Below are 22,653 nucleotides of genomic sequence, written 5' to 3'. Positions count from 1 at the left end.
TCCCCGGCACGGGGAGGGGGACCATGCGCAGCATGGTGGAGGGGGCTGCCCGGCTCCACCACGGTTGCGTTGCGCGGCACTCCCCCTCCACCAGCCTTCGGCCGGTCCCCCTCCCCGCGTGGCGGGGAGGATTTAGGAAGAAGCAATGTACCAATACGACACCTACGACCAGTCGATCGTCGACGCCCGCGTCGCGGAGTTCCGCGACCAGGTCGAACGCCGCCTGTCGGGCCATCTGACCGAGGATCAGTTCAAGCCGCTGCGGCTGATGAACGGTCTTTATCTCCAGCTGCACGCGTACATGCTGCGCGTCGCCATCCCCTATGGCACGCTGTCCGCGACGCAGATGCGGGTGCTGGCCGATATCGCCCGCACCTATGATCGCGGCTATGGCCATTTCACCACGCGCCAGAACCTCCAGTTCAACTGGATCAAGCTGGCCGACACGCCCGACATTCTGGAAAAGCTGGCCAAGGTCGAGATGCACGCCATCCAGACCAGCGGCAACTGCATCCGTAACATCAGTTCGGACCAGTTCGCCGGCGCCGCCGCCGACGAGCTGACCGACCCGCGCCCCTGGGCCGAACTGCTGCGGCAATGGTCGACCTTCCACCCCGAATTCAGCTACCTGCCACGCAAGTTCAAGATCGCGGTGATCGCCGCCGATGAGGACCGCGCGGCGATGCGCCTGCACGATATCGGCCTGCGCATCACCCAGCGTGACGGGGTGGCGGGCGCGCAGGTCTATGTCGGCGGCGGCATGGGCCGCACGCCGATGATCGCGCCGTTGGTCAACGACTTCGTGCCGCTCGGCGACCTGATGAGCTATCTGGAGGCGTGCCTGCGCGTCTACAATCGCTATGGCCGGCGCGACAACATGTACAAGGCGCGCATCAAGATCCTGATCCACGAGATCGGCGTCGAAAAGTACCGTGCGGAGGTCGCGGAGGAATTCGAGCATATCAAGACGCTGGGCATCGACCCGCCCCAGGCGGAATTCGACCGCATCGCCGCCTTCTTCGCCGATCCCGCCTTCGCCGATACATCTGCCGATGCAGCCATAGATCGCAGCGACGCAGGATTCGCGGCCTGGCTCGACCAGAACACCCACGCCCACAAGCGCGCCGGCTACACCATCGTCACCATCAGCCTGAAGCCGACCGGCGGCATCCCCGGCGACGCGTCGGCCGATCAGATCGACGCGATGGCCGATCTGGCGGAGGCGTACAGCTTCGCCGAACTGCGGGTCACCCATGCGCAGAACATCGTCCTTCCGCATGTCCGCTCGGCCGACCTCCGCGCGGTCTACGACCGGCTGGTCGCCATCGGGCTGGCCGAGGCCAATCTCGATCTCATCACCGACATCATCGCCTGCCCCGGGCTCGATTATTGCAGCCTCGCCAATGCGCGCTCGATCCCGCTCGCGCAGAAGATCGCGACCCGCTTCGCCGATCCGGCGCGGCAGCGTGATCTGGGCGAACTGAAGCTGAAGATCAGCGGTTGCATCAACGCCTGCGGCCACCATCATGCCGGGCATATCGGCATCCTCGGCGTCGACCGGAAAGGCACCGAGAATTTCCAGCTGCTGCTCGGCGGATCGGGAGCGGAGGACGTATCGCTCGGCAAGATCACCGGCCCCGGCTTTTCGGAAGACGGCGTCGTCGATGCGATCGAGCGCGTGACCGACCGCTATCTTGCCGAACGGACCGATGGCGAGCGCTTCGTCGATACCTATCGCCGAGTCGGCATGGAACCGTTCAAGGAGGCGATCTATGGGTAAGCGTTCCGCCGTTTTCCCGGCCGCACCACACGCACTATACGCCGAACATGGTTATTCGCCTGCGATCCGCGCCAACGGCCTGCTGTTCGTATCGGGACAGGTCGGCGCCCGCAGCGACGGGACGCCCGAACCCGACCTTGCCGACGAGGTCGCGCTCGCCTTCGCCAACCTGACGGCGGTGCTGGCCGGCGCGGGCTGCACCCCGGCGGATGTCGTCGACGTGCAGATCTTCACGACCGATCCCGAGGCGGTCCTGCCACTGCTGTTCGAGCACCACCCGGCATATTGGGGCGACGCGCCCTTGCCCGCACTGACCGCAACCGGCGTGACCTGGCTCGCCGGTTTCCGCTTCGAACTGAAGGTCGTCGCGCGCCTGCCCGACAATGGAGAAACGGCATGAACCAACCGCTGCGCCTGCGCGACGATGCCGCGCATGACGAACCTGCCGTGACGCTCGATGCATTTCTCGGCCAGTCGAACGCGACCGCCGTTCGGATCGAGGCGGGTGACGATGCCCGCCTGCTCCTGCCGCATCTGGGCCGGCTGGCACTGATTGAGGTCAGCTTCCCCAAGTTTCGCGACGGGCGGGGCTATTCCGCCGGACGTATCCTGCGCGAGGCCGGCTACGTCGGCGAATTGCGCGCGGAGGGCGATGTGCTGGTCGATCAGATACCGCTGATGCGCCGCTGCGGCTTCGACAGTTTCGCACCCGCCGCCCCGGTCGATCCGGCTGCACTTGCCCGTGCGCTCGAACGCTACGACCATGTCTATCAGGCCGCCGCCGATCCGGCCGTTCCGGTCTGGAAACTGCGTCATGGCTGAGGCCGACCCCGATCTGCGTATCCGCGATCGGATTGCCGTCGCGCCGCGCTTCACCGTCGCCGATGCCGAGGCGCTCAACGCCCGCTTCGACGGCGTATCGACACAGGACATGCTGGCGACGGCGCTGGGCGAAGGGCTGCTCGGCCGGATTGCCGCCGTGTCGTCGTTCGGCGCGGAGTCGGCGGTGCTGCTGCACCTGATCGCCTCTGTCGACCGGTCGGTGCCGGTGCTGTTCCTCGAAACGGGCAAGCACTTTCCCGAAACGCTCGCCTATCGCGACCTGCTGGTGGAACGGCTCGGCCTGACCGATTTCCGCAACCTGACGCCGGACGCCGACCTGCTCGCAGCGAAGGACGCGACAGGCCTGCGCTGGTCCTACGACCCGGACGGCTGCTGCGACCTGCGCAAGGTCGAGCCACTGGCGCGCGGGCTGATCGGCTTCGACGCCAGCTTCACCGGGCGCAAGGCGTTCCAGTCGGCGACCCGCACCGCCCTGCCCCGCTTCGAACTCGATACGTCGGACGCGGTGGGTCGGTTGAAGGTCAATCCGCTGATCACCTGGACGCCGGCGGACATCGACGCCTATTTCGCCGCGCACGACCTGCCGCGACATCCGCTCGTCGAACAGGGCTTCCCCTCGATCGGCTGCGCCCCCTGCACCAATCGCGTGAAGCCGGGCGAAGACCCGCGCTCGGGCCGCTGGGCGGGATGGGACAAGGTGGAATGCGGCATCCATACCCCGCTGCCCGACGGCGATCCCAACCTGCCGAGCTTCTGACCCGCGCTTGCTCCCGTTGGCGTTCGCGGGCAAAGCGGCGCGATGCAGCAATCGGCAGTCGCCTATTTCACCAACGGCCGGATCATCGTCGCGACCGTGTCGCGGACCGCATCGGGCGATACCATCGACACAGACCCGAAATGGTTCGGAAAGTCCGCCAAGAAAGCGGTGATCGCGCAGGCGATCGTCGATGCGCTCTCGGCATCGGCCATCGATGTCGCCGATCCGACGCCCGAACAGTGGAAGCGACAGTTCATCCCGTTCCAGGATGCGGCCGCGGTCAAGAACTTCAAGACCTTCATGCGCGATGCCAGGCGGGTCGATCTGGAACGTCGCGACCGGATCGTCACGCTCACGCCGTTCGACAATCTCGGCGTGAACAACGGGTTCGAGGCGCGGGATGGCGAGAGCAGAACGGCCCCCGCCGACGATGCGGAAGCGGTGGCGGGAATGCTGCTGATCCTGCTTGGCCTTCGACCAGATATCGCCAGCGACGCTTCGCCGGCCTGACAGCCACGAACGTCACCCCAGCGGCGGCTGGGGTGACGATCCGGTCCTGGACGTCGCTACCTGCCACTCACGCCCAGGCCTTCGTCCGCACCGCATGGTCCGCCGCGCGTGCGGTCAGCGCCATAAAGGTCAGCGACGGATTGACGCACGACACCGATGCCATCTGCGCGCCGTCGGTGACGTACAGGTTCGACGCATCATGCGCCTGGCTCCACTGGTTCAGCACCGATTTGCGCGGGTCGGAACCCATGCGCGCCCCACCCATTTCGTGGATCGCATCGCCGGGGACATGCGCTCCTTCGTAGCTGCGCACATTCGTTAGTCCGGCGGCCTTCAGCATCTTCTCGCCCTCGATCCGGGCATCGGCCATCATCTTCAGTTCGTTGTCGCGGAAGGTGACGTCGAACTTCATCAGCGGCACGCCGAACCGGTCGACCTTGTTTGCATGGAGCGACACGCGATTGTCGGCATAGGGCAGGCATTCGCCGAATGCGCCCATGCCGAACTTCCACGGGCCGTACTGGCGCATGGCATGCTTCATGTCCTTGCCGAAACCGACCGGTGCCGCCGGATCGCGCCGCGCGCTGCCCTGATAGCCATAGCCGCGGCGGAAACCGACGCCTTCCTCGCCATTCAGGTTGCGGAAGCGCGGGACATACACCCCGCCCGGCCGCCGTCCGAATTCGATAAGGTCGGTCATGCCGGGAATTTCCCCCTCCGCACCGACGCGGAAGATATGGTCCATTACATAGCGGCCCAGCGTCCCGCTGGTATCGAAATGGCTCCGACCGCCGCCGCCCATCCGCGAATTCATCAGGATCTGCGTCGATGCCATCGCCGACGCGCACAGGAACACCATGCCGGCCTGTACCGTCTGCGCCTGTCCGGTCTTCGCATCAATGAAGCGGACCCCGGTCACCTTCTTGCGCGCGGCGTCATATTCGAGGTTCGTGACCACCGCGTCCGACTGCAGCGTCAGCCGCCCGGTCGCCCGCGCGGCGGGCAGCGTCACCGCCTGGGTCGAGAAATAGGCACCGAACGAACAGCCATTGCCGCACTGATTGCGGAACTGGCACTTGCTGCGGTTCTGGTCGGGCTTGTCCTCGGTCATGTTCGACAACCGGGTGTGGATCAGCTTGCGTCCCGGAAACTGCGTTTCCAACCGCGTCTTCAGCCATTTCTCCGCGACGTTCATCGGCATCGGCGGCTGGAATTCGCTGTCGGGCAGATAGGGCAGGTTCTCGCGCGATCCCGAGACGCCGATATATTTCTCGACATAGCTGTACCACGGCGCGACGTCGTCATAGCCGATCGGCCATTCGCCATCGATGCCTTCGCGCTTGTTCGCCGCGAAGTCGTCCGCGCTCCACCGGAACGACCAGCGACCCCAGATCAGAGACTTGCCACCGACCGCGCCGGGGCGGATCCAGTAGAATTTCTCGCCCTCGTCATAGGCATAGGGGTTCAGCCGGTCGTCATTGTAGAACTGCCGGCTGCTCGGCGCGACATAGCCGTTCTTGGCGATGAAATAGTCGCTGTCCATCAGCGGCTTGGGCATCATGTTGCGCGCCGGCACCTCGTACGCCGGCTTCCCGTCATAGGGATAGCCCTCGATATGCTCGACCATGCGCCCACGGTCGAGCATCAGGACGCGCAGGCCCTTTTCGGTCAGTTCCTTCGCGGCGAATCCGCCGCTGACGCCCGATCCGATGACGATCGCGTCGAACCTGTTGGTGACAGCCATAAATCCCCTCCCAGGGTATCGTTCTTGTTCAGTAGCGAAGCGCGCGCAGCGTCCGATAGCTGGTCGTGATGTCGGGCAGATAGGGCGCCGGTGCCTGATCGTTCTCGACATAGAAATGGCGGACCCCCCGGCTTCCCGGCCGGCGGAACAGTGCGGCGAAGTCGGTCTTGCCCGCACCCACCGCGCACATGCTGCCATCGGCGCGCATGTCCTTGACGTGATAGGCATAGAGGCGCGGCCCCAGCCGATCGATCCAGCCACCGACATCCTCGCCGGCATGGCCGACCCAATAGAGGTCGAGTTCGACCTTCACCAACGACGGGTCGGTTTCCTTGAGCAGTCGTTCGTACAGGCTGACCCCGCCCGGCTTCACCGTGAATTCGAAATCGTGGTTGTGATAGGCAAAACCCAACCCCGCCTTGCGCAGGTCGCGGGCGAAGCGGGTTATGTTGGGCAGCGCCTGCGTCCAGCCCGCTTCGGTGCGATACTGGTCGGTCATATACGGCAGGATGACCGTGTCCGCGCCCAGCGTCTTGGCCATCGCGACCTGCTTGTCGAACGATGCGAGCAGCGCTTCATAGCCGATATGGACCGATGGCGACATCAGCCCCAGCCGGTCCATCGTCCGCCGCAGCATCTTGTGGTCCATGGCGTCGTATCCGCCGCCGCCATATTCGACCTCGCGATAGCCGATCTTGGCAATCGAGGTCAGCGTCGCCACCGGGTCCTTCTGGAACAGGTCGCGCACGGTGTAGAGCTGGATGCCGACCTTGCCGATCTGTGCGGCCGAGGCGGTCCGGGTGGCGGCGAGCGCGGCGACGCCGCCTGCCCCGATCAGGAGGTTCCTGCGATCGATCATCATGCGCTATAGACCTTGTTGACCTTGGAATAGGGAAAGGCGCCGTCATATTCGCCGGGCACCGGCAGATATTCGCGCTCCTGCGTCATGCCGATTTCCGACGTGTAATAGCCGGCGATGACCAGCTGGCGGAACGCTTCGAAGAAGGTCTTGCCGCCCGTGACCTGGTCGTTCATCGCTGCGGTCAGCAACGCATCCTGCTGCGCGGGCGTCGCCTTTGCAGTCGACACGCGATAGTCGGCCATCGACTTCGCCTCGATCGCGTCGAGTCCGGCGATGATCGGCACGCGCTCGGCCGGATAGGACCAGTCAGCCAGCAGCTTTTCGATATATTGCGGCACGCCCGCGGCGATCGCACCCGGCGTATCGGTCGTCGGCAGCACCCGTTCGCTGAGCGCCGTCATCGCCGCGCGCTGTGCGGGCGTGAACACCGCCACGCTGGGCGGCCCCTCGCTGATGGCGGGCACCGGTGTCGTCACCGGACCGCTTGCCCCGGCCGCGCGGGCGAGCGGGGCGTAGAGCGCGGTGCCGAACATCGCCGCGACGCCGGCCAGCGCCGTCCTCCGGTCGATCATTTCATGGTCTCCTTCAAATCCTGCGCAATGGCGGCTTCGGGTAGGGGCCGGACCCAGATGTTGCGGAACGACACCGGCGAATCATGGTCCTGCAACTGGATCGGCGCGGCATCGCCGTGCGGCGTATATTTCGCGACCTGCCGCCATATGGTCGTACCCAGCATCGCCTGATGGTTCTGCACCAGAACCCCGTTCAGGAATGCGGTGACATAGGCGGGGCGGACCAACGACCCATCCGCACCGAAACGCGGCCGTTCGAAAATGATGTCGTAGCTCTGCCATTCGCCCGGCGCGCGCGACGCGTTCACCAGCGGCGGCTTCCAGCCATAGACCGCGCCCACCGTGCCATCGGCATAGGTCGGGTTCCGGTACCCGTCGAGGATCTGCACCTCGTAGCGCTGCATGAACCACACGCCGCTATTGCCGCGATCCTGCGACGACTTGGTCGGCGGGTTGGGGCTGCGGAACTCCAGATGGAGCTGTATGTCGCCGAAGCTCTGCTTGGTCACCAGTGCATTCTCGCCCCCGGCGCTGGCGCGCGACGGCACGGTCATCGCACCGTCCTTGATCGGCCATGCCATGCGCTGCGGCGTCCATGCGTCGAGCGAGCGCCCGTCGAACAGCACGACCGCATCCGACGGCGCGCCACCCGGTGCCTTGGCCGGCGCCACCACCACCGGTGCCGGCCGGTCGGCGTCGTGGACCCGCCACTGCCCGCCGGGCAGCATCGGTGTATCCTTGAAGCCCGGCTTGTCCTGCGCGATGCCGGATGTTGAGAGCGTTATCAACGTCGCGCCGAGCGCGACCATCGTGCGGAGCGTCATCCGTCCCTCCCCGTTAAGCCTGATCGATCCGGCGATAGGCGGCGATCAGCGCCTCCTCCCCCGGTCGGCCTTTCAGCGAATTGCCATGTTCCATGCCGATCACGCCGGCATAGCGTTTGTCGCGCAGCCAGCGGACGATCGTCGCATAGTTGATTTCGCCGGTGCCCGGCTCGTTCCGTCCGGGATTGTCGCCGAACTGGATATAGCCGATCTCGTCCCAGCAGGCACTTAGGGTCGGGATCAAATTCCCCGACTGAATCTGTTCGTGATACAGGTCGGCCAGCACCTTCACGCCCGGACTGTTCGCGCCGCGCGCGACCGCATAGCCCTGTGCGACGGTCTGCATATAGACGCCGGGATGGTTGGTCCGCGTGTTCAGCGGCTCCATCACCATCGCGATGCCGTGCGGTGCGACGATCTCGCCCGCGCGACGCATCACGTCGATCACCCTTGCGGTCTGGATATCCAGCGGGACGCGCGGGTCCATGAAGCCGGTGACCACCGTCATCCGCGTCGCCGACAGGCGCTTGGCGACGTCGATCGAGGCGCGGATGTCGGCGAGGAACGCCTCTCGCTCCGCCCCGTCGGTCGCGCCCAGGATCGGCCGCGACTGCGCCCATTTCGGCATGGAGGCGACGAACACGCCCATGGTCATGCCACGTTGTTGCAGCGCCTTCGCCATCGCCGTCTGTTCGGCGACGCTGCGCAAGCCCGCCTCGTTGTCCTCCCAGGCGGTAAAGCCCTGGTCGGCGGCATAGGCGATCTGTTCGATCCGCCCGCCCCGGCTGGCGAAGCTGCCCTCATGCGGCGCGAACTTCAGCGAAAAGCGCGCGGCGTTGGACGGCGGGCGCTGTGCCGCGCCGACGCCGACCGCCAGCGTCGCCGCAGCGCCGCCCGCCATCACCGTGCGGCGCGACACCCCGCTCATTTGGCCGACGTCAGATAGGCGATGATCGCCGCGCGCTTCGCCGCATCGGGCGTCGCGATCGGCATCCGGGTGCCCGGCACCTTCTTGGCCGGGGCCGCCAGATATTCATCCAGCGTCTTGGCATCCCAGCGCAGCTTCGAGCCCTTGAGCGCCGGCGAATAGTTGAAGCCGGCGACAGATGCCGCCGGACGTCCGACCACACCGTTCAGGTTCGGGCCGATGCCGTTGCGCCCGCCCTTGTTGACGGTATGGCACGCCTTGCACGCGTTGAACGCGGCCGGTGCCGGTGTCTGGGCGGTAGTCGGCGTGGCGGTGGCGAGCAGCGCGACGGTCGCGCCGGTCCCGGCGATGGCGATCCCCATCAAGAATTTCATCGATACTCTCCCGATACATGGGTCCATTTGTCGTCCGACGCGGCGTTTGCGATCATCGCCTCGATGAATGCCATGGTGCGCAAGCCATCGGTCAGGCCCGGCACGAACCGTTCGTCGTCGCCCCGTATCCGGGCGGCAAAGCCCCGATACAGATTGGCGAAAGCCTCGATATAGCCTTCGGGATGACCCGAAGGTGTACGCAGCAGCGCCTGCGTCGAAGCGCCCAGCCCCGGCCCGCCGGCCCGCACGACCTCGGTCGGCCGGTCGAGCCATCGCAGCGTCAGCGTGTTCGGCTCCATCTGCGCCCATTCGAGCGTGCCCCGTTCGCCCGACACGCGCAGCTTCAAACCGTTTTCCTCGCCCGCCGCGACCTGACTGGCCTTCAGCGTGCCCCGCGCACCACCGTCGAAGCGCAGCAGCGCACTGACGTCATCGTCCAGCCGGCGTCCCGGCACATGCGTGGTCAGATCGGCTGACAGCGCGTCGACGCGGATCCCCGCGACATGCTCGGCCAGATGGAATGCATGGGTACCGATATCACCCAGACACCCGCCCAGCCCCGCCTTGGCCGGATCGGTGCGCCATTCGGCCTGCTTGTTGCCCTCGCCATCGATCGGCAGGCTCAGCCAGCCCTGCAGATACTCGACCTGCACGACCCGGACCTTGCCCAGATCGCCGCGTGCGACGCGGGCCCGCGCCTCTTCGACCAGCGGATAGCCGCTATAGGTGAACGCCAACGCGAACTTCGCCCCACCGGCCTCTGCGGCGGCGGCGATGGCGCGGGCCTCGTCGCCATTCATCGCCATCGGCTTTTCGCAAAAGACATGGATGCCAGCATTCAGCGCCGCGATCGCCATCGGCGCGTGCAGATGGTTCGGCGTGACGATCGCCAGCGCATCGATCCGCTCCCCCACCGGCAAGGCCAGTTCGCCCGCGATCAGCGCATGGATGTTGCCATAGACGCGCGCGGGATCGAGGTGCAGCGCGTCGCCGCTGCGCGCGTTGCGGCCGGCATCGCTGCTGAATGCACCGGCGACCAGCTGCCAGTCGCCATCCATCGCCGCGGCATGGCGATGGATCGCGCCGATGAACGCACCCTCGCCACCGCCGGCCATGCCGAGCTTCAGGGGTCGCTTGCCGCTCATTCCGGGGACAGTCCCATCAGCTTGCGGATCGCGGCGCGATCCACACCGCTCTTGGCGAAATCGTCGAACGGATGGTCGGTCAGGCGGATCATATGCGCTTCGATGAACGGCGCACCCTCGGCCGCGCCGTCCGCCGAGTTCTTCAGCGCACATTCCCATTCCAGCACCGCCCAGCCGTCATAGCCGTACTGCGCCATGCGGCTGAACACGCCCGAGAAATCGACCTGCCCGTCGCCCAGCGAGCGGAACCGCCCGGCGCGATCGATCCAGTTCTGATAGCCGCCATAGACGCCCGAGCGCCCCGTCGGGTTGAACTCGGCGTCCTTGACGTGGAAGCACGAGATGCGGTCGTGATAGCGGTCGATGAAGTCGAGATAGTCGAGCTGCTGCAGCACATAATGCGACGGATCGAACAGCAGCCGCGCGGCATTGTGGCCCTTCACCGCCTCTAGGAAGCGCTCCCAGGTCGCACCGTCGTGCAGGTCTTCGCCGGCATGAACCTCGAACGCGCAATGCACGCCATTATCCTCGAACACGTCGAGGATCGGAGTCCAGCGCCGCGCCAGTTCGGCGAACGCCTCCTCGACCAGCCCGGCGGGACGCTGCGGCCACGGATAGACATAGGGCCATGCCAGCGCGCCGGAAAAGGTCGCGTGCGCCTTCAGACCGAGCTTCGCGCTGGCCTTCGCCGCCATCTTGACCTGATCGACTGCCCAGACCTGCCGCTCGGCAGGCTTGCCATGGACTTCCTTGGGCGCAAAGCCGTCGAACAGCGTGTCATAGGCGGGGTGGACCGCGACCAGTTGCCCCTGCAAATGGGTCGACAGCTCGGTCACCTCGATGCCGTGCGCCGCCAGCTTGCCGGTCAGTTCGTCGCAATAATCCTGGCTTTCCGATGCGGTCTTCAGGTCGATCAGCCGGCTGTCGCACGGGATTTGCACCCCGACATAGCCAAGGCCGGCGGCCCATTCCGCCATGTTCTCCAGCGTATCGAACGGCGCTTCCGCACCCATGAACTGGGCGAGAAAGATGCCCGGTCCCTTCATTCCCGTCATGCCAGCGTCTCCTTGCGGTCATCGCGGAAGGTAAGTTGGAACAGCAGCGCGATCGCGGCGGCGGCGACCGCCGGATAGACCCACATGCCCTGCCAGTCGGCGATGGTCGGGGCGGCGGGCAGCTGCGCATAGAGCAGTGCGCCGATCTGCGACCCGAGCAGCATGCCCACGCCATAGGTGAACAGCGTCAGCATTCCCTGCGCCTGCGCGTTCACGCCCTTCGGCGCGGCGATGATGCCGGTGTAGATGGCCCCCGCGACAAAGAAGAAGTCGTAGCAGACGCCGTGCAGCGCAACGCCCAGATAGATCGCCCAGATGCCCGATCCGCCGTCACCGATCGCGAACAGCGCATAACGCAATGCCCATGCGGCCATCCCGACCAGCAGCAGCGGCTTCACTCCGAAGCGGCGATAGAGCCATGGCATCGAGAACATGAAGACCAGTTCGGACATCTGCCCGATGGCGAGCGTGCCACCCACATTCTCGATTCCCGCCGCACCGACATAGGGCGAGGCATAGGCGTAATACATCGCCAGCGGGACCGAGATCAGCGTCGCACACAGGATGAAGATCAGGAAGGATTTCTGCCGCATCAGGCCGAACGCCTCGACGCAGAATACCTGCGCCAGCACGCTGCCGCCCTGCGGCTTGTCGGCCTCCACGGTCGGCAGGGTGATGCTGTAGAGACCCAACGCCACCGACACGACCGCCGCGACGGTGAAGATCTGCGGGCTGGCCGACAGCCCGGCCCAGCCGATGAGGAGGCCCGACGCTATCCAGCCGATCGTGCCGAACGCACGGACGAACGGGAAATTGTCGGTCCGCTCGCCGAAGCTCTTGAGCGCGATGGTGTTCGCGAGGCCGACGGTTGGCATGTAAAGGATCATGTAGCCCAGCAGCAGCCAGACGAACGTCCCGCCCCGCTCCGGCGTGATGAGCGACGGCATCAGGAACAGTAGAACGCCGCCCACCAGATGCAGGATCACCATCAGCATCTTGGGCGCGACATAGCGTGTCGCAACCATGCCGAGCAGCAGCGACCCGACGATCGACGCGATCGGCCCCATCGAAAAAGCGTTGCCGATCAAATTGCCGATGCCGACCGTCTGCATCACGAGGCCCAGCGTGACCTGCCACGCGCCCCAGATGAAAAACTGCATGAACATCAATGCGCTCAGCCGGACGGTCATTCCGCCCTCGACCGACGCGCGACTGTGACGTCCAACACCCTCCGCAATGGCCATGCGCCATCCCCTCCGCGGTTTTGTCTGCTTATTTGCTCGCGAGGCTAGGTTGGTCCGGCACCGGTGTAAAGTGCAATGTAACCGGTTTCACCGCATTTCGAAAATTTGGTTGCCAGATATCGCGCTTGGAAATGGCCGCCCTACCGTAGCGTCCTGATATCCAGCCACTCTCACGACGGGCTGCGGCAATGGTGATCGATGAACGCCATATGGTCCGGCATCGCCCGCACGCCCGCATCCATTGCCGCGGCGATTCGGGTCATCCGGTTGTCCAGTTCGGCATCGCTCAGCAGGTCGGCGATCGGGTGATAGCGCTTCGGCACGACATTCTGGCCGTGCAGTACCGCCAGCCAGCTCGTCTCGCTGAACAGTTCGTTGTCGTGGCGATAGAGCCGTGCGTTCTCGCGGAAGATCGCCATCCGCTCGGCCAGCGAATCGGGGATCGCCATGTCGCGACACCGGCGCCAGAGCGGGCTGTCGTCACGCGCCGTCGCCTTGTAATGCAGGATCAGAAAGTCGCGAATCTGTTCATATTCCGCGCGGGTCCGCCGGTTGTAATAATCGATGTCGGACTGGTTGAACGAGCGGTCGGGAAAGTTGGTCAGCAGCCGTGCGATCCCCGTCTGGATCAAATGGATCGACGTCGATTCCAGCGGTTCGAGAAAGCCCGATGCCAGTCCCAGCGCGACGACGTTGCGGTCCCACGCCTTGCGCCGGACGCCCGCCGTGAACCGCAGGAAATTGGGCTCGGCCAGTGTCTGCCCGTCCAGAGCCGCATCGAGCATCGCCAGCGCGGTGTCGTCATCGACATGGTCCGAACAATAGACATGGCCGTTGCCGGTCCGCGATTGCAGCGGGATGCGCCAGCGCCATCCGACACTGGTCGCGGTGGCGCGGGTATAGGGCGTCGGATCGCCGACCCGCGCGCACGGTCGCGCGACGGCACGATCACACGGCAGCCATTGGCTCCAGTCGTCATAGCCGGCGCGCAACGCCCCTTCGATCAGCAGGCCGCGAAAGCCGGAGCAATCGATGAACAGGTCGCCGCCCACGCTGCGGCCATCATCCAGCACCACATGGTCGACATGACCGTTCGCACCGTTCAGCGCGACATCGACGATCCGGCCCTCGACCCGCAGGACGCCCGCCGCTTCGGCCCGTTCGCGCAAATATCGCGCGTAGAGCGCGGCATCGAACTGGAACGCATAGGCGATACCGCCGAGCGGCGATCCCGGCCGGCTATGGTCGGGACGCTGGAACTTGCCCGCCTTCGCCGCGCCGACGCCGATGCTGTAACGGTCGAGCGGCAATGCCCCGCCCATCTGCGCCTGCCGGTACCAGAAATGATGAAAGTGCAGCCCCTCCATCTCCTGACCATAGGTGCCGAAGGGGTGGATATATCGCTCGCCGATCCTGCCCCAGTCGACGAATTCGATGCCTAGCTTGAACGTTGCGCAGGTCCGCCGGACGAATTCGTCCTCGTCGATGCCCAGCAGGCGATTGAAATACTGAATGTGCGGTATCGTCGCCTCACCCACGCCGACCGTGCCGATCGCTTCGGATTCGACCACGCGGATCGCGATATCGCTGCCCGACAGGATGCGGGAAAAGGCGGCGGCGGCCATCCATCCGGCAGTGCCGCCGCCGACAACGGTGATGCTGCGGATATTGCCGTCCTTCATGCCGCCACCGCCGGGCAATAGCGCGACAGGAACTCGGCATGGGTCGGCATCCGTTGCACCGCCGCCGCCATCGCGCCCCGCATCGACGCCAGGCTGTGCGCCACTTCGCCGGTCGGCAGCGTCGCCACGATCGGGTCGCTCGTCCTCGGCACGATACCTTGCCCCAGCATGACCGCGACCCAGCTCGGCCGCGAGAACAATTCGTCATTGTAGCGGAATACGCGTCCCGTCTCCCGGAACAGTTCGATCTTGTGCAGCAACGTGTCGGGCAGACTCATGGTTCGGCAGTAGTTCCAGAACGGCGTGTCGTCGCGTGTCGTCGCCGCATAGTGCAGGATGATGAAGTCGCGCACCTGCTCGAACTCGGTCCGCATGTGGCGGTTATATTCGGTGCGCAGGATGTCGGGAATGTTGCCCCTGGGAAACAGCGAGATGAAGCGGCTGATCCCTTCCTGGATCAGATAGATCGAGGTCGATTCCAACGGTTCGAGGAACCCGGCCGCCAACCCGATCGCGATGCAGTTGCCCCGCCAGAACGTGTCGCGGCATCCCGCCCGGAAACTGATCCTGCGCGGATCGGCCAGCGCCGGCGCGTCGAGGTTCGCGAGCAGCACGTCGCGCGCCGCTTCTTCCGACTGGAACGCGCTCGAAAAGATATGGCCGTTGCCGACCCGGTGCTGGGTCGGGATGCGCCATTGCCAGCCGGCGTCGCGCGCAGTGGATCGGGTATAGGGCATCGGCGGCCCGGCATGGCCGCTCGGCACCGCGAGTGCGGTATCGCAGGGCAGCCAATGGCTCCAGTCGACGAAAGTGGTGCCGAGCGTATCGCCGCTCAGCAATGCGCGGAACCCGGTGCAGTCGAAAAAGAAGTCGCCCGCGACCTCGCGCCCGTCCGCCAGGATCAGCGCGGCAATATCGCCCTGCGCATCCTGCCGGACCTCTCCCACCATCCCTTCGACCCGCACCACGCCGCGTTCCTCGGCATAGCGCCTTAGGAACCGGGCATAGAGCGTCGCATCGAAATGATAGGCATAGCGAATCTGCGACAGCACCGACCGCGGATTGGGATCGGGCAGCACGAACCGCCCGGCCTGCGCCGCGACCGCGCACAGGCTGTACGCCTCGATCCCGTCGGTCGCGCCGTCCTCGCGGGCGCGCAGCCAATATTGGTGGAAATCGATCCCCTGCATGTCGACGCCATGCTGGCCGAAGGGATGGATGTAGCGATCCCCTTTCGCGCCCCAGTCGACGAACTCGATCCCCAGCTTGAACGTCGCCTGCGTCGCGGCCATGAACTCGGCTTCGTTCACGCCCAGCAGCCGGTTGAAGGCGAGGATGTCCGGGATCGTCGCCTCGCCCACCCCCACCGTGCCGATCGCATCGGATTCGACCAATGTGATCGCGACGTCCTTCGGGTCCAGCAGGCTGGACAGCGCTGCAGCGGTCATCCAGCCGGCCGATCCGCCGCCGACGATCACGATCCGGCGGAGCAGCGGCGCGCTCACGACGCGGCCTTCCGCAGATATTGCTCCAGTTGCGTACGATAGACGCGGGCCGGCGGCAGGGTCGCCACGCCCTGTTCGATCTCGCGCGCCATGTTGGAAAGGAACATGGCGACCTGTCCCCTGTCCGCGCGGGCGGCCAGCGGATCGTGCCGCGCCGGGCGATGCCCCAATCCGAAATGCAGGATCAGCCAGTCCTCCGGGTGAAAGGGCTCGAGGTCGTAGGCGACCAGTACGCCGCGCCGTTCGAACATGGTCAGCTTGCGCGCCAGCTTCTCCGGCACCGCTTCCGCCCGTGCCGCCTGCCAATAGGGGCCGTCCGGCAGCCCATCGGCGGCGAAGAACGCCTGCTGGAACAATGCGGCATGGTCGTAATCCTCGGCGCACCGGCGATTATATTCCGCCGCCTCCACCGTGCGATCGGCCGATACCGGGATCAGCGCCAGCAGCCGTTCGATATCGCGCTCCAGCAGCAGCATCGGCGCGGGCGTCAGCGGCTCGACCACGCCCGCCGCCTGCCCGATCGCGACGCAGTTGCCGACCCACGCGCGCGACCTTCGGCCCAAGGTCGCCTGCGCGCCTTCCACGCTATCTGGCGCGCCAACGACGGTCCGCCGCGTGCGCCCCTTGAGCGGCGTATCGCTTTCCCATCCGTCGGGCGTCGCCCGGATCGTGCGCAAGGGTGCCTGATCGTCGTCGGGCAGATTGCTGACCGCGATGGCGATGCGGCGACCCGCAGCCGCATCCTCTGACAGGGCGGAAAGCAACCGCGCCGCCGGCCCCGATACATCAACATAGAGGTCGGCGGTCACGACACGGCCATCGTCCATCGCCACGCCCGCGATACCGCCCTCCGCCACCATGACCGAGGCGATCGTTCCGGCCACCCGCTCGACCCGATCAGACACGTCGAACAGCCGCGCATAGTCGGCAGGATCGAACTGATAGCCATATTCGGCGCGCGACAGCGGATGCACCGCGCCTTTGCCGGTGGCGCGTGGCGGATGGACGAAGACGCCCCGCCGCGCCGCCTGCAATCCGGCAACGAACGGATCGATCCCGTCCGCGCCACCCATCGACAGATACTGGTGGAACTGCACCCCATCCATCACCGGAAAGGGCAGCGCGAACGACTGCATCCATCCCCGGCCGCCCCCCCAGCGCGCATAGCGCGTGCCCCAGGAGAAGGCGGTGGCGCTGTCGAGCATCACCTGCCGCTCATCCACCCCCGCCGACAGGTTGAAGGCATAAGCGGAAGGGCCGGTGACATTGCCATAGAACAGGTCGCTATCGTCCTGCCGCCCGCCCCGCGCCCATAGGATCGCCATCGCCGGCGGCAATTGCCGCGCCAGCGCCGCCAGCGTCATCCGCGCCGCCAGCCCATCGCCACAGACGAGGATGCGCCCGGCTGGCGCACCCGCTTCGACGCCGACCATCACGCAGCCAGTCCGGCGGCGGCAGGCGACTGCCGGATATAATCGGCATGGTCCGGGGTCGCTCGCACCGCCGCGGCAACCTCCGCCCGAAGCGCCGCCGCCCGCTTCGCCAGCGCGCCGGGCTCGATCCCCGCGACCCGCGGGTCATACCCCTTCGGCACCAGCCCCTGCCCCAGCATCACCGCCACCCAGCTGGGCGGCAGGAATAACCCGAACTGATAGGGTACGACATAGCCGCGCGTCAGCCACGTATCGATCTTGTGCCGCATGCTGTCGGGCAGGGTCAGCGCACGGAAATGCCGCCACATCGGACTGTCGTCCCGCTCCGTCGCGACGTAGTGCAGCAGCAGGAAGTCGCGCACCCGTTCGAAATGCAGCGCCATGCGCCGGTTATATTCGTCGATATCCTCCGCCGCGAAGCCCTGATCGGGGAACAGCGCCAGCAATTCGGTTATCCCGTCCTGGATCAGGTGGATCGACGTCGATTCGAGCGGTTCGAGAAACCCGCTCGCCAGCCCGATCGCCACGACGTTGCGTTTCCAGAAGTCGCGCCGCCGCCCGGTCGTGAAGCGCAGCCGGCGCGGCTCCGCCTGCATCGGCGCGTCCAGATTGTCGACCAGCTGCTGCTGCGCATCGTCGTCGGAGATGAAGTCGCTGCAATAGACATGGCCGTTGCCGACCCGGTGCTGCAGCGGAATGCGCCACTGCCACCCCGCCGTCCGCGCCGTCGCCCGGGTATAGGGGCCGAGCGGCCCGTGGCTGTCGGTCGGCACCGCCACCGCGCGGTTGCACGGCAACCACCGGCTCCAGTCGTCATAGCCCGACCGCAGCGCGCCTTCGATCAACAGCCCGCGAAACCCCGAACAGTCGATGAACAGGTCGCCCCCAACCACCCGGCCGTCCGCCATGGTGACATGGCGGACGAACCCAGCGGTGCCGTCCAGCGCGACATCGACGACCTTGCCCTCGATCCGTTCGATACCGCGTGCTTCGGCATAGCGACGCAGGAAGCGCGCATAGAGCGACGCGTCGAATTGATAGGCATAGCCGAAGCTCGATTCGACCCGTCCCGGTTCACTGGCGGGATGGCGGAAGCGGTTCTGCTCGGCGGCGACGATCGGATAGGAATAGTCATCCAGCCGACCCGCGCCCCCCATCGTCCGCAGTCGCAGCCATTGATGGTAGAATGGGATCGCGTCGTCGCTCGGCCCGTAGTTGCCGAAGGGATGGATGTACCGGTCGCCGACTCGGCCCCAGTCACAGAATTCGATGCCCAGCTTGTAGGTCGCCTCGGTCGCCCGCATCAGTTCGGGTTCGGCAATCCCGAGCGTGGTGTTGAAGGCGCGGATATGCGGCAACGTCGCCTCGCCGACCCCGACCGTACCGATCTCCTCCGACTCGATCAGCCGGACCGCCACGTTCAAACCCGCCAGTCTGTTCGCTAGTGCAGCGGCGGCCATCCATCCGGCGGTACCGCCGCCGACGATACACACTGATGCGATCGCGCCATCCCTCACGCCGGGTCAACCCCGATAAAACTGCACCCTGGCATCAACAGTCCTTCGCGGATCAACATAGCAATACGGATCACTTTTAAAGTCCTTTGCCAGACTTCGCCGCACCGCAGCAATGGTAACAGCTGAAATTATTCTATCGCTTTATGAAAAGCACGATTCCGTGACAAATTGTCAACGCGATCACGAAAAATGTTACCGCTATCTTGTCCGACTATATTGGATCAGATATGCGGTCGGTCGTAGCCGATACTGATCGGTCCGGGTCGGCCAGAGAAACGACCCGCGACACGACGGATCGGTGAAACGGGGAAACCAGGACGGCCGAGATAACGGCCGCTTCAGGGAGGGGATATTGTGATGAGAACACCGGGATTCCGCCTGCGGTCCAGCTCGGCCAAGTGCCTGTTGATGGCGACATCGGCGCTGACCCTCGCGATGACGCCGTCGCTCGCATCGGCACAGAGCGCCGCGACCGACCCCGAAGGTGAACCAGCCGTCACGTCGCAGGGGCCGCAGGCCACGACGTCGGATACCGAAATCGTCGTCACCGGCATCCGCGCCGCGCTGGAATCGGCCAAGGAGATCAAGCGGAAATCGTCGACCTTCGTCGATTCGATCACCGCGTCGGACATCGCGACCCTGCCCGACCTGTCGGTCGCCGAAGCGATCGGTCGCATTCCAGGCGTCACCATCTCGCGCTTCCCCACCGGCGGGGCCAGCCCCGACTTTCCGTCACCCGAAGGGCGCGGCAACCTCGTCCGCGGCCTCGGCTTCGTGCGCTCGGAATTCAACGGTCGCGACGCCTTCTCGGCGAATGGCGGCCGCGCGCTCGATTTTTCCAGCATTCCGCCCGAACTGGTCGGCGGCGTCGACGTCTACAAGAACCAGAGCGCCGACCTGATCGAAGGCGGCATCGGCGGGTCGATCAACCTGCGCACGCTGGAACCGTTCGACAGCAAGAAGGATCTGTTCGTCATCGCGGTCGACGGCACCTATTCCGACCTGCGCAAGAAATGGTCGCCACAGGGCAGCATCACGGCGGGCAAGCGGTTCCAGACCGGGATCGGCGAATTCGGCATCCTTGGCTCCTATTCGCGTTCGCGCCTCGATTCGCGCATCAACGGCTGGCAGCAAAGCCCGCCGATCCCGCGCGTCCTCGATGCCAACGGCAACGTTCCCGAAACCACCGCCTTCAACGACGATACGCGGGCGAACGAGTTCATTGGTGCCGATCCGTCGCGCATCGTCGGCATCACCCCCGGCTTCCAGCTGCGCAACACCCAGTTCGATCGCGACCGGATCAGCTACTATGGCGCATTGCAGTGGCGGACTGACAGCCTGCAGGCGACGTTCAAATACATTCGCGTCGAATCGAAGATCAACAGCGTCGAACAGACGCTGGAATGGTTCCCGGACCATAATGGCGGCGTTCAGGTCGGCGTGCAGAACCTGCAGCTCGACAAGAATTGGGGATCGGGCGGCCTGCCGCTATGCAGCGGCCCCGGCGGCCGGCCGGTCCAGCCCGGCGATTGCGAAACCCTGTATCCGGTGCGCGGCGGCCTTATGGAATCGGGTCTGGTCACCAGCAACAACGATTCGTGGACCGGCGCGCGCGGTCGCGACATCGGCATGCTCGGCGTCGGCAAGCAGGAAGAGGCCACGACGGAGGACTTCAGCCTCAACGTCAAATGGAATGCGACCGACCGCTTCTATGTGACGCTCGACGGGCAATATACGAAGGCCGATGCGCGGCAGCGTCAGATTTGGGGTGGCATGAACAGCTACTTCAACTTCTACGTAAAGCCGGACCTCGACCATCCGCGCGTGGAATTCTTCATCGATCCCGCGCACCGGTTCAATCCGGGCAACACCCGCTTCACCGGCGATCGCGATCCGATCACCACCAACGGCGTCGTCACCACGCCCGGCGTCTACATCCCGTCGCCGACCAGTTCGGCCGACTTCAACGGCGCGAACTTCCAGTTCGCGGCGGATCAGTTCCAGAATGGCAAGGGCGACCTGTATGCGCTGCGCGGCGACGCCGCCTATGACGTGTCGGGCGGCGATGGCCTTGCCGGCTGGTTCGACAGCATCAAGTTCGGTGCGCGCTTCGCCGAACGCAGCCAGGTCAATTCCGAAATGGCGCTCAACTGGGGCGCGATCGCGCCGGCATGGGCCGGGGGCTATGGCATCGCCGGCACGTTCCAGGACCCGAGCAAGGGCTTTGAAGCAGTCAGCTACAAGGACTTTTTCCGTGGGGACGGCGTCGTTCAGGGCAACAACACGGACTTCGTGTTCGTGAACCACAACATCCTCAACGACTATTCGGCATTCCGCAAATATATCGCCAGCGAACCGCAGCTCACCACGCTGGGCAACTGGGTACCGCGCGGGATCGACGATGGTACGCGGTTCGGCCGGGGCGTCTATCGCCCCGAAGATACGTCCGACATCACCGAACGGACGAAGAACGCCTATATTCGCGTCGACTTCAAGCATGACTTCGACGGCGACATGTCGACCGACGGCAATGTCGGCGTGCGGTATTCGCGCACCGAACTGCAATCGTCGGGCTTTCAGGCGTTCCGGCCGTTCAACCCCGATCTGCCGTCCTGTAATCCGGCAGGCGGCGCTGGTCAGCAGAACTGCCAATATACGTTCGATCCGACCACGGGTCAGCGCCTGCGCACCGACAACGCCGAAAGCCGCGACGACATTCGCGACTTCGCGCCGCAAGCGGTTGCCTATGCGGAACAGGCCGCGATTCCGACCACGCTCAACCTGGTCGACGAACGGTGGCTCCCGTCGTTCAACATGAAGTTCAACCTGAACCGCGAGATGCTGTTCCGCTTCGGCTACAGCAAGGGGCTGAGCCGGCCGAACGTACAGGACCTGCGCGCGTCGCAGGAATATGTCATCACCACGACGACCACCCGGTATCCGCAGATTACCGATCGCAACGACCCGTTGTTCGGGGTCGATCGTGGTGCCCAGGACATCTCGGCCAGCGAAATCCGCGTCAGTCGCGGCAACCCGTTCCTGAAGCCCACGACCGCCGACAATTTCGACCTGTCCTACGAATGGTATTTCAAGGGTGGCTACCTGTCGGTCGCGGGCTTTTACAAGAAGCTGCAGAACATCATTACCAACGGCGACTTGTCGCTGGGCACCACGACGCTGGACGGGAAGACGCTGAACATCGTCTACAACGGCCCGGTCAATCAGGCGAAGGCGACGGTAAAGGGTGTCGAGATCGGCTATCAGCAGTTCTTCGACTTCCTGCCCGGACCGCTGAAGCATCTCGGCTTCCAGGGCAACTACACCTTCATCGATGCGAAGACGACGCCGCCGGGCAACGGTGCCGATGCCGATGGCGACGGCGTGCCGGACGACGTGACGCAGGTGTTCCGCTGGGGTGTCAGCGACCTGACCGGCCAGTCGAAGCATATCGCCAATGCGGTTGCCATCTATCAGGACAAGGTGGTCGAGGCGCGCCTCGCCTATAACTGGCGCTCGTCCTACCTGCTGACCTATCGCGACTATGTGACGGGCAACCCGATCTACGCCGACACCGCCGGGTTCCTCGACGCATCGCTGAAGTTCAACATCGGCAACCTTCAGCTGCGCGGGTCGATCGCCAACATTCTGGATACCAAGAGCAAGGCTTACGGCATCATCGACTCCGGTGGCCAGAAGTACGACCGGTTCAGCTTCCTGAACGATCGTCGGATCGTCATCGGCGCGTTGTTCCGCATATAAACCCCGGAACGGAACAACTGGGGAGGTGCCTGATGGCGCCTCCCCAATTCTTTTGTGCGAGCCGGGAACATGGTTCCAGCGACCGCTGAAATTTTCGCCAATCCCACGCCCCGTGCAGG

19 protein-coding genes are annotated in these 22,653 nt (G+C 65.2%); 6 read left to right on the top strand and 13 right to left on the bottom strand.

Going from position 1 to position 22,653, the window contains the following annotated elements:
- Positions 1-145 precede the first annotated feature (145 nt).
- Genes MF609_RS17275 through MF609_RS17255 form a run of 5 tightly spaced genes read left to right on the top strand, consistent with a single transcriptional unit; the run spans position 146 to position 3,890 of the window.
- Positions 146-1,780, top strand: a complete 1,635-nt coding sequence (locus MF609_RS17275) for a nitrite/sulfite reductase (protein ID WP_242417390.1) — start codon at positions 146-148, stop codon at positions 1,778-1,780.
- Complete coding sequence (locus MF609_RS17270) at positions 1,773-2,180, top strand: Rid family hydrolase (protein ID WP_242417389.1); 408 nt, start codon at positions 1,773-1,775, stop codon at positions 2,178-2,180. The genes MF609_RS17275 and MF609_RS17270 overlap by 8 nt, the downstream gene beginning before the upstream one ends.
- A complete protein-coding gene (locus MF609_RS17265; RefSeq protein ID WP_242417388.1) occupies positions 2,177-2,602 on the top strand; it encodes a DUF934 domain-containing protein in 426 nt (141 codons plus the stop codon). The genes MF609_RS17270 and MF609_RS17265 overlap by 4 nt, the downstream gene beginning before the upstream one ends.
- Entirely contained in the window at positions 2,595-3,380 is a 786-nt protein-coding gene (locus tag MF609_RS17260) for a phosphoadenylyl-sulfate reductase (protein ID WP_242417387.1), read from the top strand. Before MF609_RS17265 ends, MF609_RS17260 begins: the two co-directional genes overlap by 8 nt.
- A gap of 42 nt (positions 3,381-3,422) precedes the next feature.
- Positions 3,423-3,890, top strand: a complete 468-nt coding sequence (locus MF609_RS17255) for a hypothetical protein (RefSeq protein WP_242417386.1) — start codon at positions 3,423-3,425, stop codon at positions 3,888-3,890.
- Positions 3,891-3,957: 67 nt separating this feature from the next.
- On the opposite strand, the gene MF609_RS17250 is transcribed toward MF609_RS17255, so the two are convergent.
- The 13 genes from MF609_RS17250 to MF609_RS17190 form a co-directional block, all read right to left on the bottom strand.
- Positions 3,958-5,634: a GMC family oxidoreductase gene (locus MF609_RS17250; RefSeq protein ID WP_242417385.1), complete on the bottom strand. Its 1,677-nt coding sequence runs from the start codon at positions 5,632-5,634 to the stop codon at positions 3,958-3,960.
- 28 nt (positions 5,635-5,662) lie between these two features.
- The gene (locus MF609_RS17245; RefSeq protein WP_242417384.1) at positions 5,663-6,496 is read right to left on the bottom strand and encodes a sugar phosphate isomerase/epimerase family protein; all 834 of its coding nucleotides are present in this window, start codon (positions 6,494-6,496) and stop codon (positions 5,663-5,665) included.
- Complete coding sequence (locus MF609_RS17240; protein ID WP_242417383.1) at positions 6,493-7,068, bottom strand: gluconate 2-dehydrogenase subunit 3 family protein; 576 nt, start codon at positions 7,066-7,068, stop codon at positions 6,493-6,495. Before MF609_RS17240 ends, MF609_RS17245 begins: the two co-directional genes overlap by 4 nt.
- The gene (locus MF609_RS17235; protein WP_242417382.1) at positions 7,065-7,892 is read right to left on the bottom strand and encodes a 3-keto-disaccharide hydrolase; all 828 of its coding nucleotides are present in this window, start codon (positions 7,890-7,892) and stop codon (positions 7,065-7,067) included. Before MF609_RS17235 ends, MF609_RS17240 begins: the two co-directional genes overlap by 4 nt.
- A gap of 13 nt (positions 7,893-7,905) precedes the next feature.
- Complete coding sequence (locus MF609_RS17230; protein WP_242417381.1) at positions 7,906-8,820, bottom strand: hydroxypyruvate isomerase family protein; 915 nt, start codon at positions 8,818-8,820, stop codon at positions 7,906-7,908.
- Positions 8,817-9,194 (bottom strand): c-type cytochrome, encoded by a 378-nt coding sequence (locus tag MF609_RS17225; RefSeq protein WP_242417380.1) that lies wholly within the window; start codon positions 9,192-9,194, stop codon positions 8,817-8,819. The genes MF609_RS17230 and MF609_RS17225 overlap by 4 nt, the downstream gene beginning before the upstream one ends.
- Entirely contained in the window at positions 9,191-10,339 is a 1,149-nt protein-coding gene (locus tag MF609_RS17220) for a Gfo/Idh/MocA family protein (RefSeq protein ID WP_242417379.1), read from the bottom strand. Before MF609_RS17220 ends, MF609_RS17225 begins: the two co-directional genes overlap by 4 nt.
- Positions 10,336-11,394: a sugar phosphate isomerase/epimerase family protein gene (locus tag MF609_RS17215; RefSeq protein ID WP_242417378.1), complete on the bottom strand. Its 1,059-nt coding sequence runs from the start codon at positions 11,392-11,394 to the stop codon at positions 10,336-10,338. The genes MF609_RS17220 and MF609_RS17215 overlap by 4 nt, the downstream gene beginning before the upstream one ends.
- Positions 11,391-12,584, bottom strand: a complete 1,194-nt coding sequence (locus MF609_RS17210; protein WP_242417377.1) for an MFS transporter — start codon at positions 12,582-12,584, stop codon at positions 11,391-11,393. The genes MF609_RS17215 and MF609_RS17210 overlap by 4 nt, the downstream gene beginning before the upstream one ends.
- Before the next feature lie 224 nt (positions 12,585-12,808).
- Complete coding sequence (locus MF609_RS17205; RefSeq protein WP_242417376.1) at positions 12,809-14,320, bottom strand: tryptophan halogenase family protein; 1,512 nt, start codon at positions 14,318-14,320, stop codon at positions 12,809-12,811.
- Positions 14,317-15,825: a tryptophan halogenase family protein gene (locus MF609_RS17200; RefSeq protein WP_242417375.1), complete on the bottom strand. Its 1,509-nt coding sequence runs from the start codon at positions 15,823-15,825 to the stop codon at positions 14,317-14,319. The genes MF609_RS17205 and MF609_RS17200 overlap by 4 nt, the downstream gene beginning before the upstream one ends.
- Positions 15,822-17,258, bottom strand: coding sequence for a tryptophan 7-halogenase (locus tag MF609_RS17195; protein ID WP_242417464.1), 1,437 nt, complete (start codon positions 17,256-17,258; stop codon positions 15,822-15,824). The genes MF609_RS17200 and MF609_RS17195 overlap by 4 nt, the downstream gene beginning before the upstream one ends.
- Positions 17,258-18,775 (bottom strand): tryptophan halogenase family protein, encoded by a 1,518-nt coding sequence (locus tag MF609_RS17190; protein WP_242417374.1) that lies wholly within the window; start codon positions 18,773-18,775, stop codon positions 17,258-17,260. The genes MF609_RS17195 and MF609_RS17190 overlap by 1 nt, the downstream gene beginning before the upstream one ends.
- 357 nt (positions 18,776-19,132) lie before the next feature.
- On the opposite strand from MF609_RS17190, the gene MF609_RS17185 reads away from it, so the two are divergent.
- Entirely contained in the window at positions 19,133-22,534 is a 3,402-nt protein-coding gene (locus tag MF609_RS17185; RefSeq protein ID WP_242417373.1) for a TonB-dependent receptor, read from the top strand.
- Positions 22,535-22,653: the final 119 nt, after the last annotated feature.

It is taken from the genome of Sphingomonas panni (assembly GCF_022664435.1).
In the GTDB taxonomy this organism is placed as follows: domain Bacteria; phylum Pseudomonadota; class Alphaproteobacteria; order Sphingomonadales; family Sphingomonadaceae; genus Sphingomonas; species Sphingomonas panni.
This window is presented reverse-complemented; position numbering and strand designations above follow the sequence as displayed.

What these genes read in the sequence shown, in the direction of transcription:
- MF609_RS17260 (WP_242417387.1), top strand. Translation starts at nt 2,595, where the DNA reads ATGGCTGAGGCCGACCCCGATCTGCGTATCCGCGATCGGATTGCCGTC.
- MF609_RS17230 (WP_242417381.1), bottom strand. Translation starts at nt 8,820, where the DNA reads ATGAGCGGGGTGTCGCGCCGCACGGTGATGGCGGGCGGCGCTGCGGCG.
- MF609_RS17235 (WP_242417382.1), bottom strand. Translation starts at nt 7,892, where the DNA reads ATGACGCTCCGCACGATGGTCGCGCTCGGCGCGACGTTGATAACGCTC.
- MF609_RS17245 (WP_242417384.1), bottom strand. Translation starts at nt 6,496, where the DNA reads ATGATGATCGATCGCAGGAACCTCCTGATCGGGGCAGGCGGCGTCGCC.
- MF609_RS17195 (WP_242417464.1), bottom strand. Translation starts at nt 17,258, where the DNA reads ATGGTCGGCGTCGAAGCGGGTGCGCCAGCCGGGCGCATCCTCGTCTGT.
- MF609_RS17215 (WP_242417378.1), bottom strand. Translation starts at nt 11,394, where the DNA reads ATGACGGGAATGAAGGGACCGGGCATCTTTCTCGCCCAGTTCATGGGT.
- MF609_RS17255 (WP_242417386.1), top strand. Translation starts at nt 3,423, where the DNA reads ATGCAGCAATCGGCAGTCGCCTATTTCACCAACGGCCGGATCATCGTC.
- MF609_RS17210 (WP_242417377.1), bottom strand. Translation starts at nt 12,584, where the DNA reads ATGACCGTCCGGCTGAGCGCATTGATGTTCATGCAGTTTTTCATCTGG.
- MF609_RS17240 (WP_242417383.1), bottom strand. Translation starts at nt 7,068, where the DNA reads ATGATCGACCGGAGGACGGCGCTGGCCGGCGTCGCGGCGATGTTCGGC.
- MF609_RS17225 (WP_242417380.1), bottom strand. Translation starts at nt 9,194, where the DNA reads ATGAAATTCTTGATGGGGATCGCCATCGCCGGGACCGGCGCGACCGTC.
- MF609_RS17205 (WP_242417376.1), bottom strand. Translation starts at nt 14,320, where the DNA reads ATGAAGGACGGCAATATCCGCAGCATCACCGTTGTCGGCGGCGGCACT.
- MF609_RS17275 (WP_242417390.1), top strand. Translation starts at nt 146, where the DNA reads ATGTACCAATACGACACCTACGACCAGTCGATCGTCGACGCCCGCGTC.
- MF609_RS17270 (WP_242417389.1), top strand. Translation starts at nt 1,773, where the DNA reads ATGGGTAAGCGTTCCGCCGTTTTCCCGGCCGCACCACACGCACTATAC.
- MF609_RS17265 (WP_242417388.1), top strand. Translation starts at nt 2,177, where the DNA reads ATGAACCAACCGCTGCGCCTGCGCGACGATGCCGCGCATGACGAACCT.
- MF609_RS17250 (WP_242417385.1), bottom strand. Translation starts at nt 5,634, where the DNA reads ATGGCTGTCACCAACAGGTTCGACGCGATCGTCATCGGATCGGGCGTC.
- MF609_RS17220 (WP_242417379.1), bottom strand. Translation starts at nt 10,339, where the DNA reads ATGAGCGGCAAGCGACCCCTGAAGCTCGGCATGGCCGGCGGTGGCGAG.
- MF609_RS17185 (WP_242417373.1), top strand. Translation starts at nt 19,133, where the DNA reads ATGAGAACACCGGGATTCCGCCTGCGGTCCAGCTCGGCCAAGTGCCTG.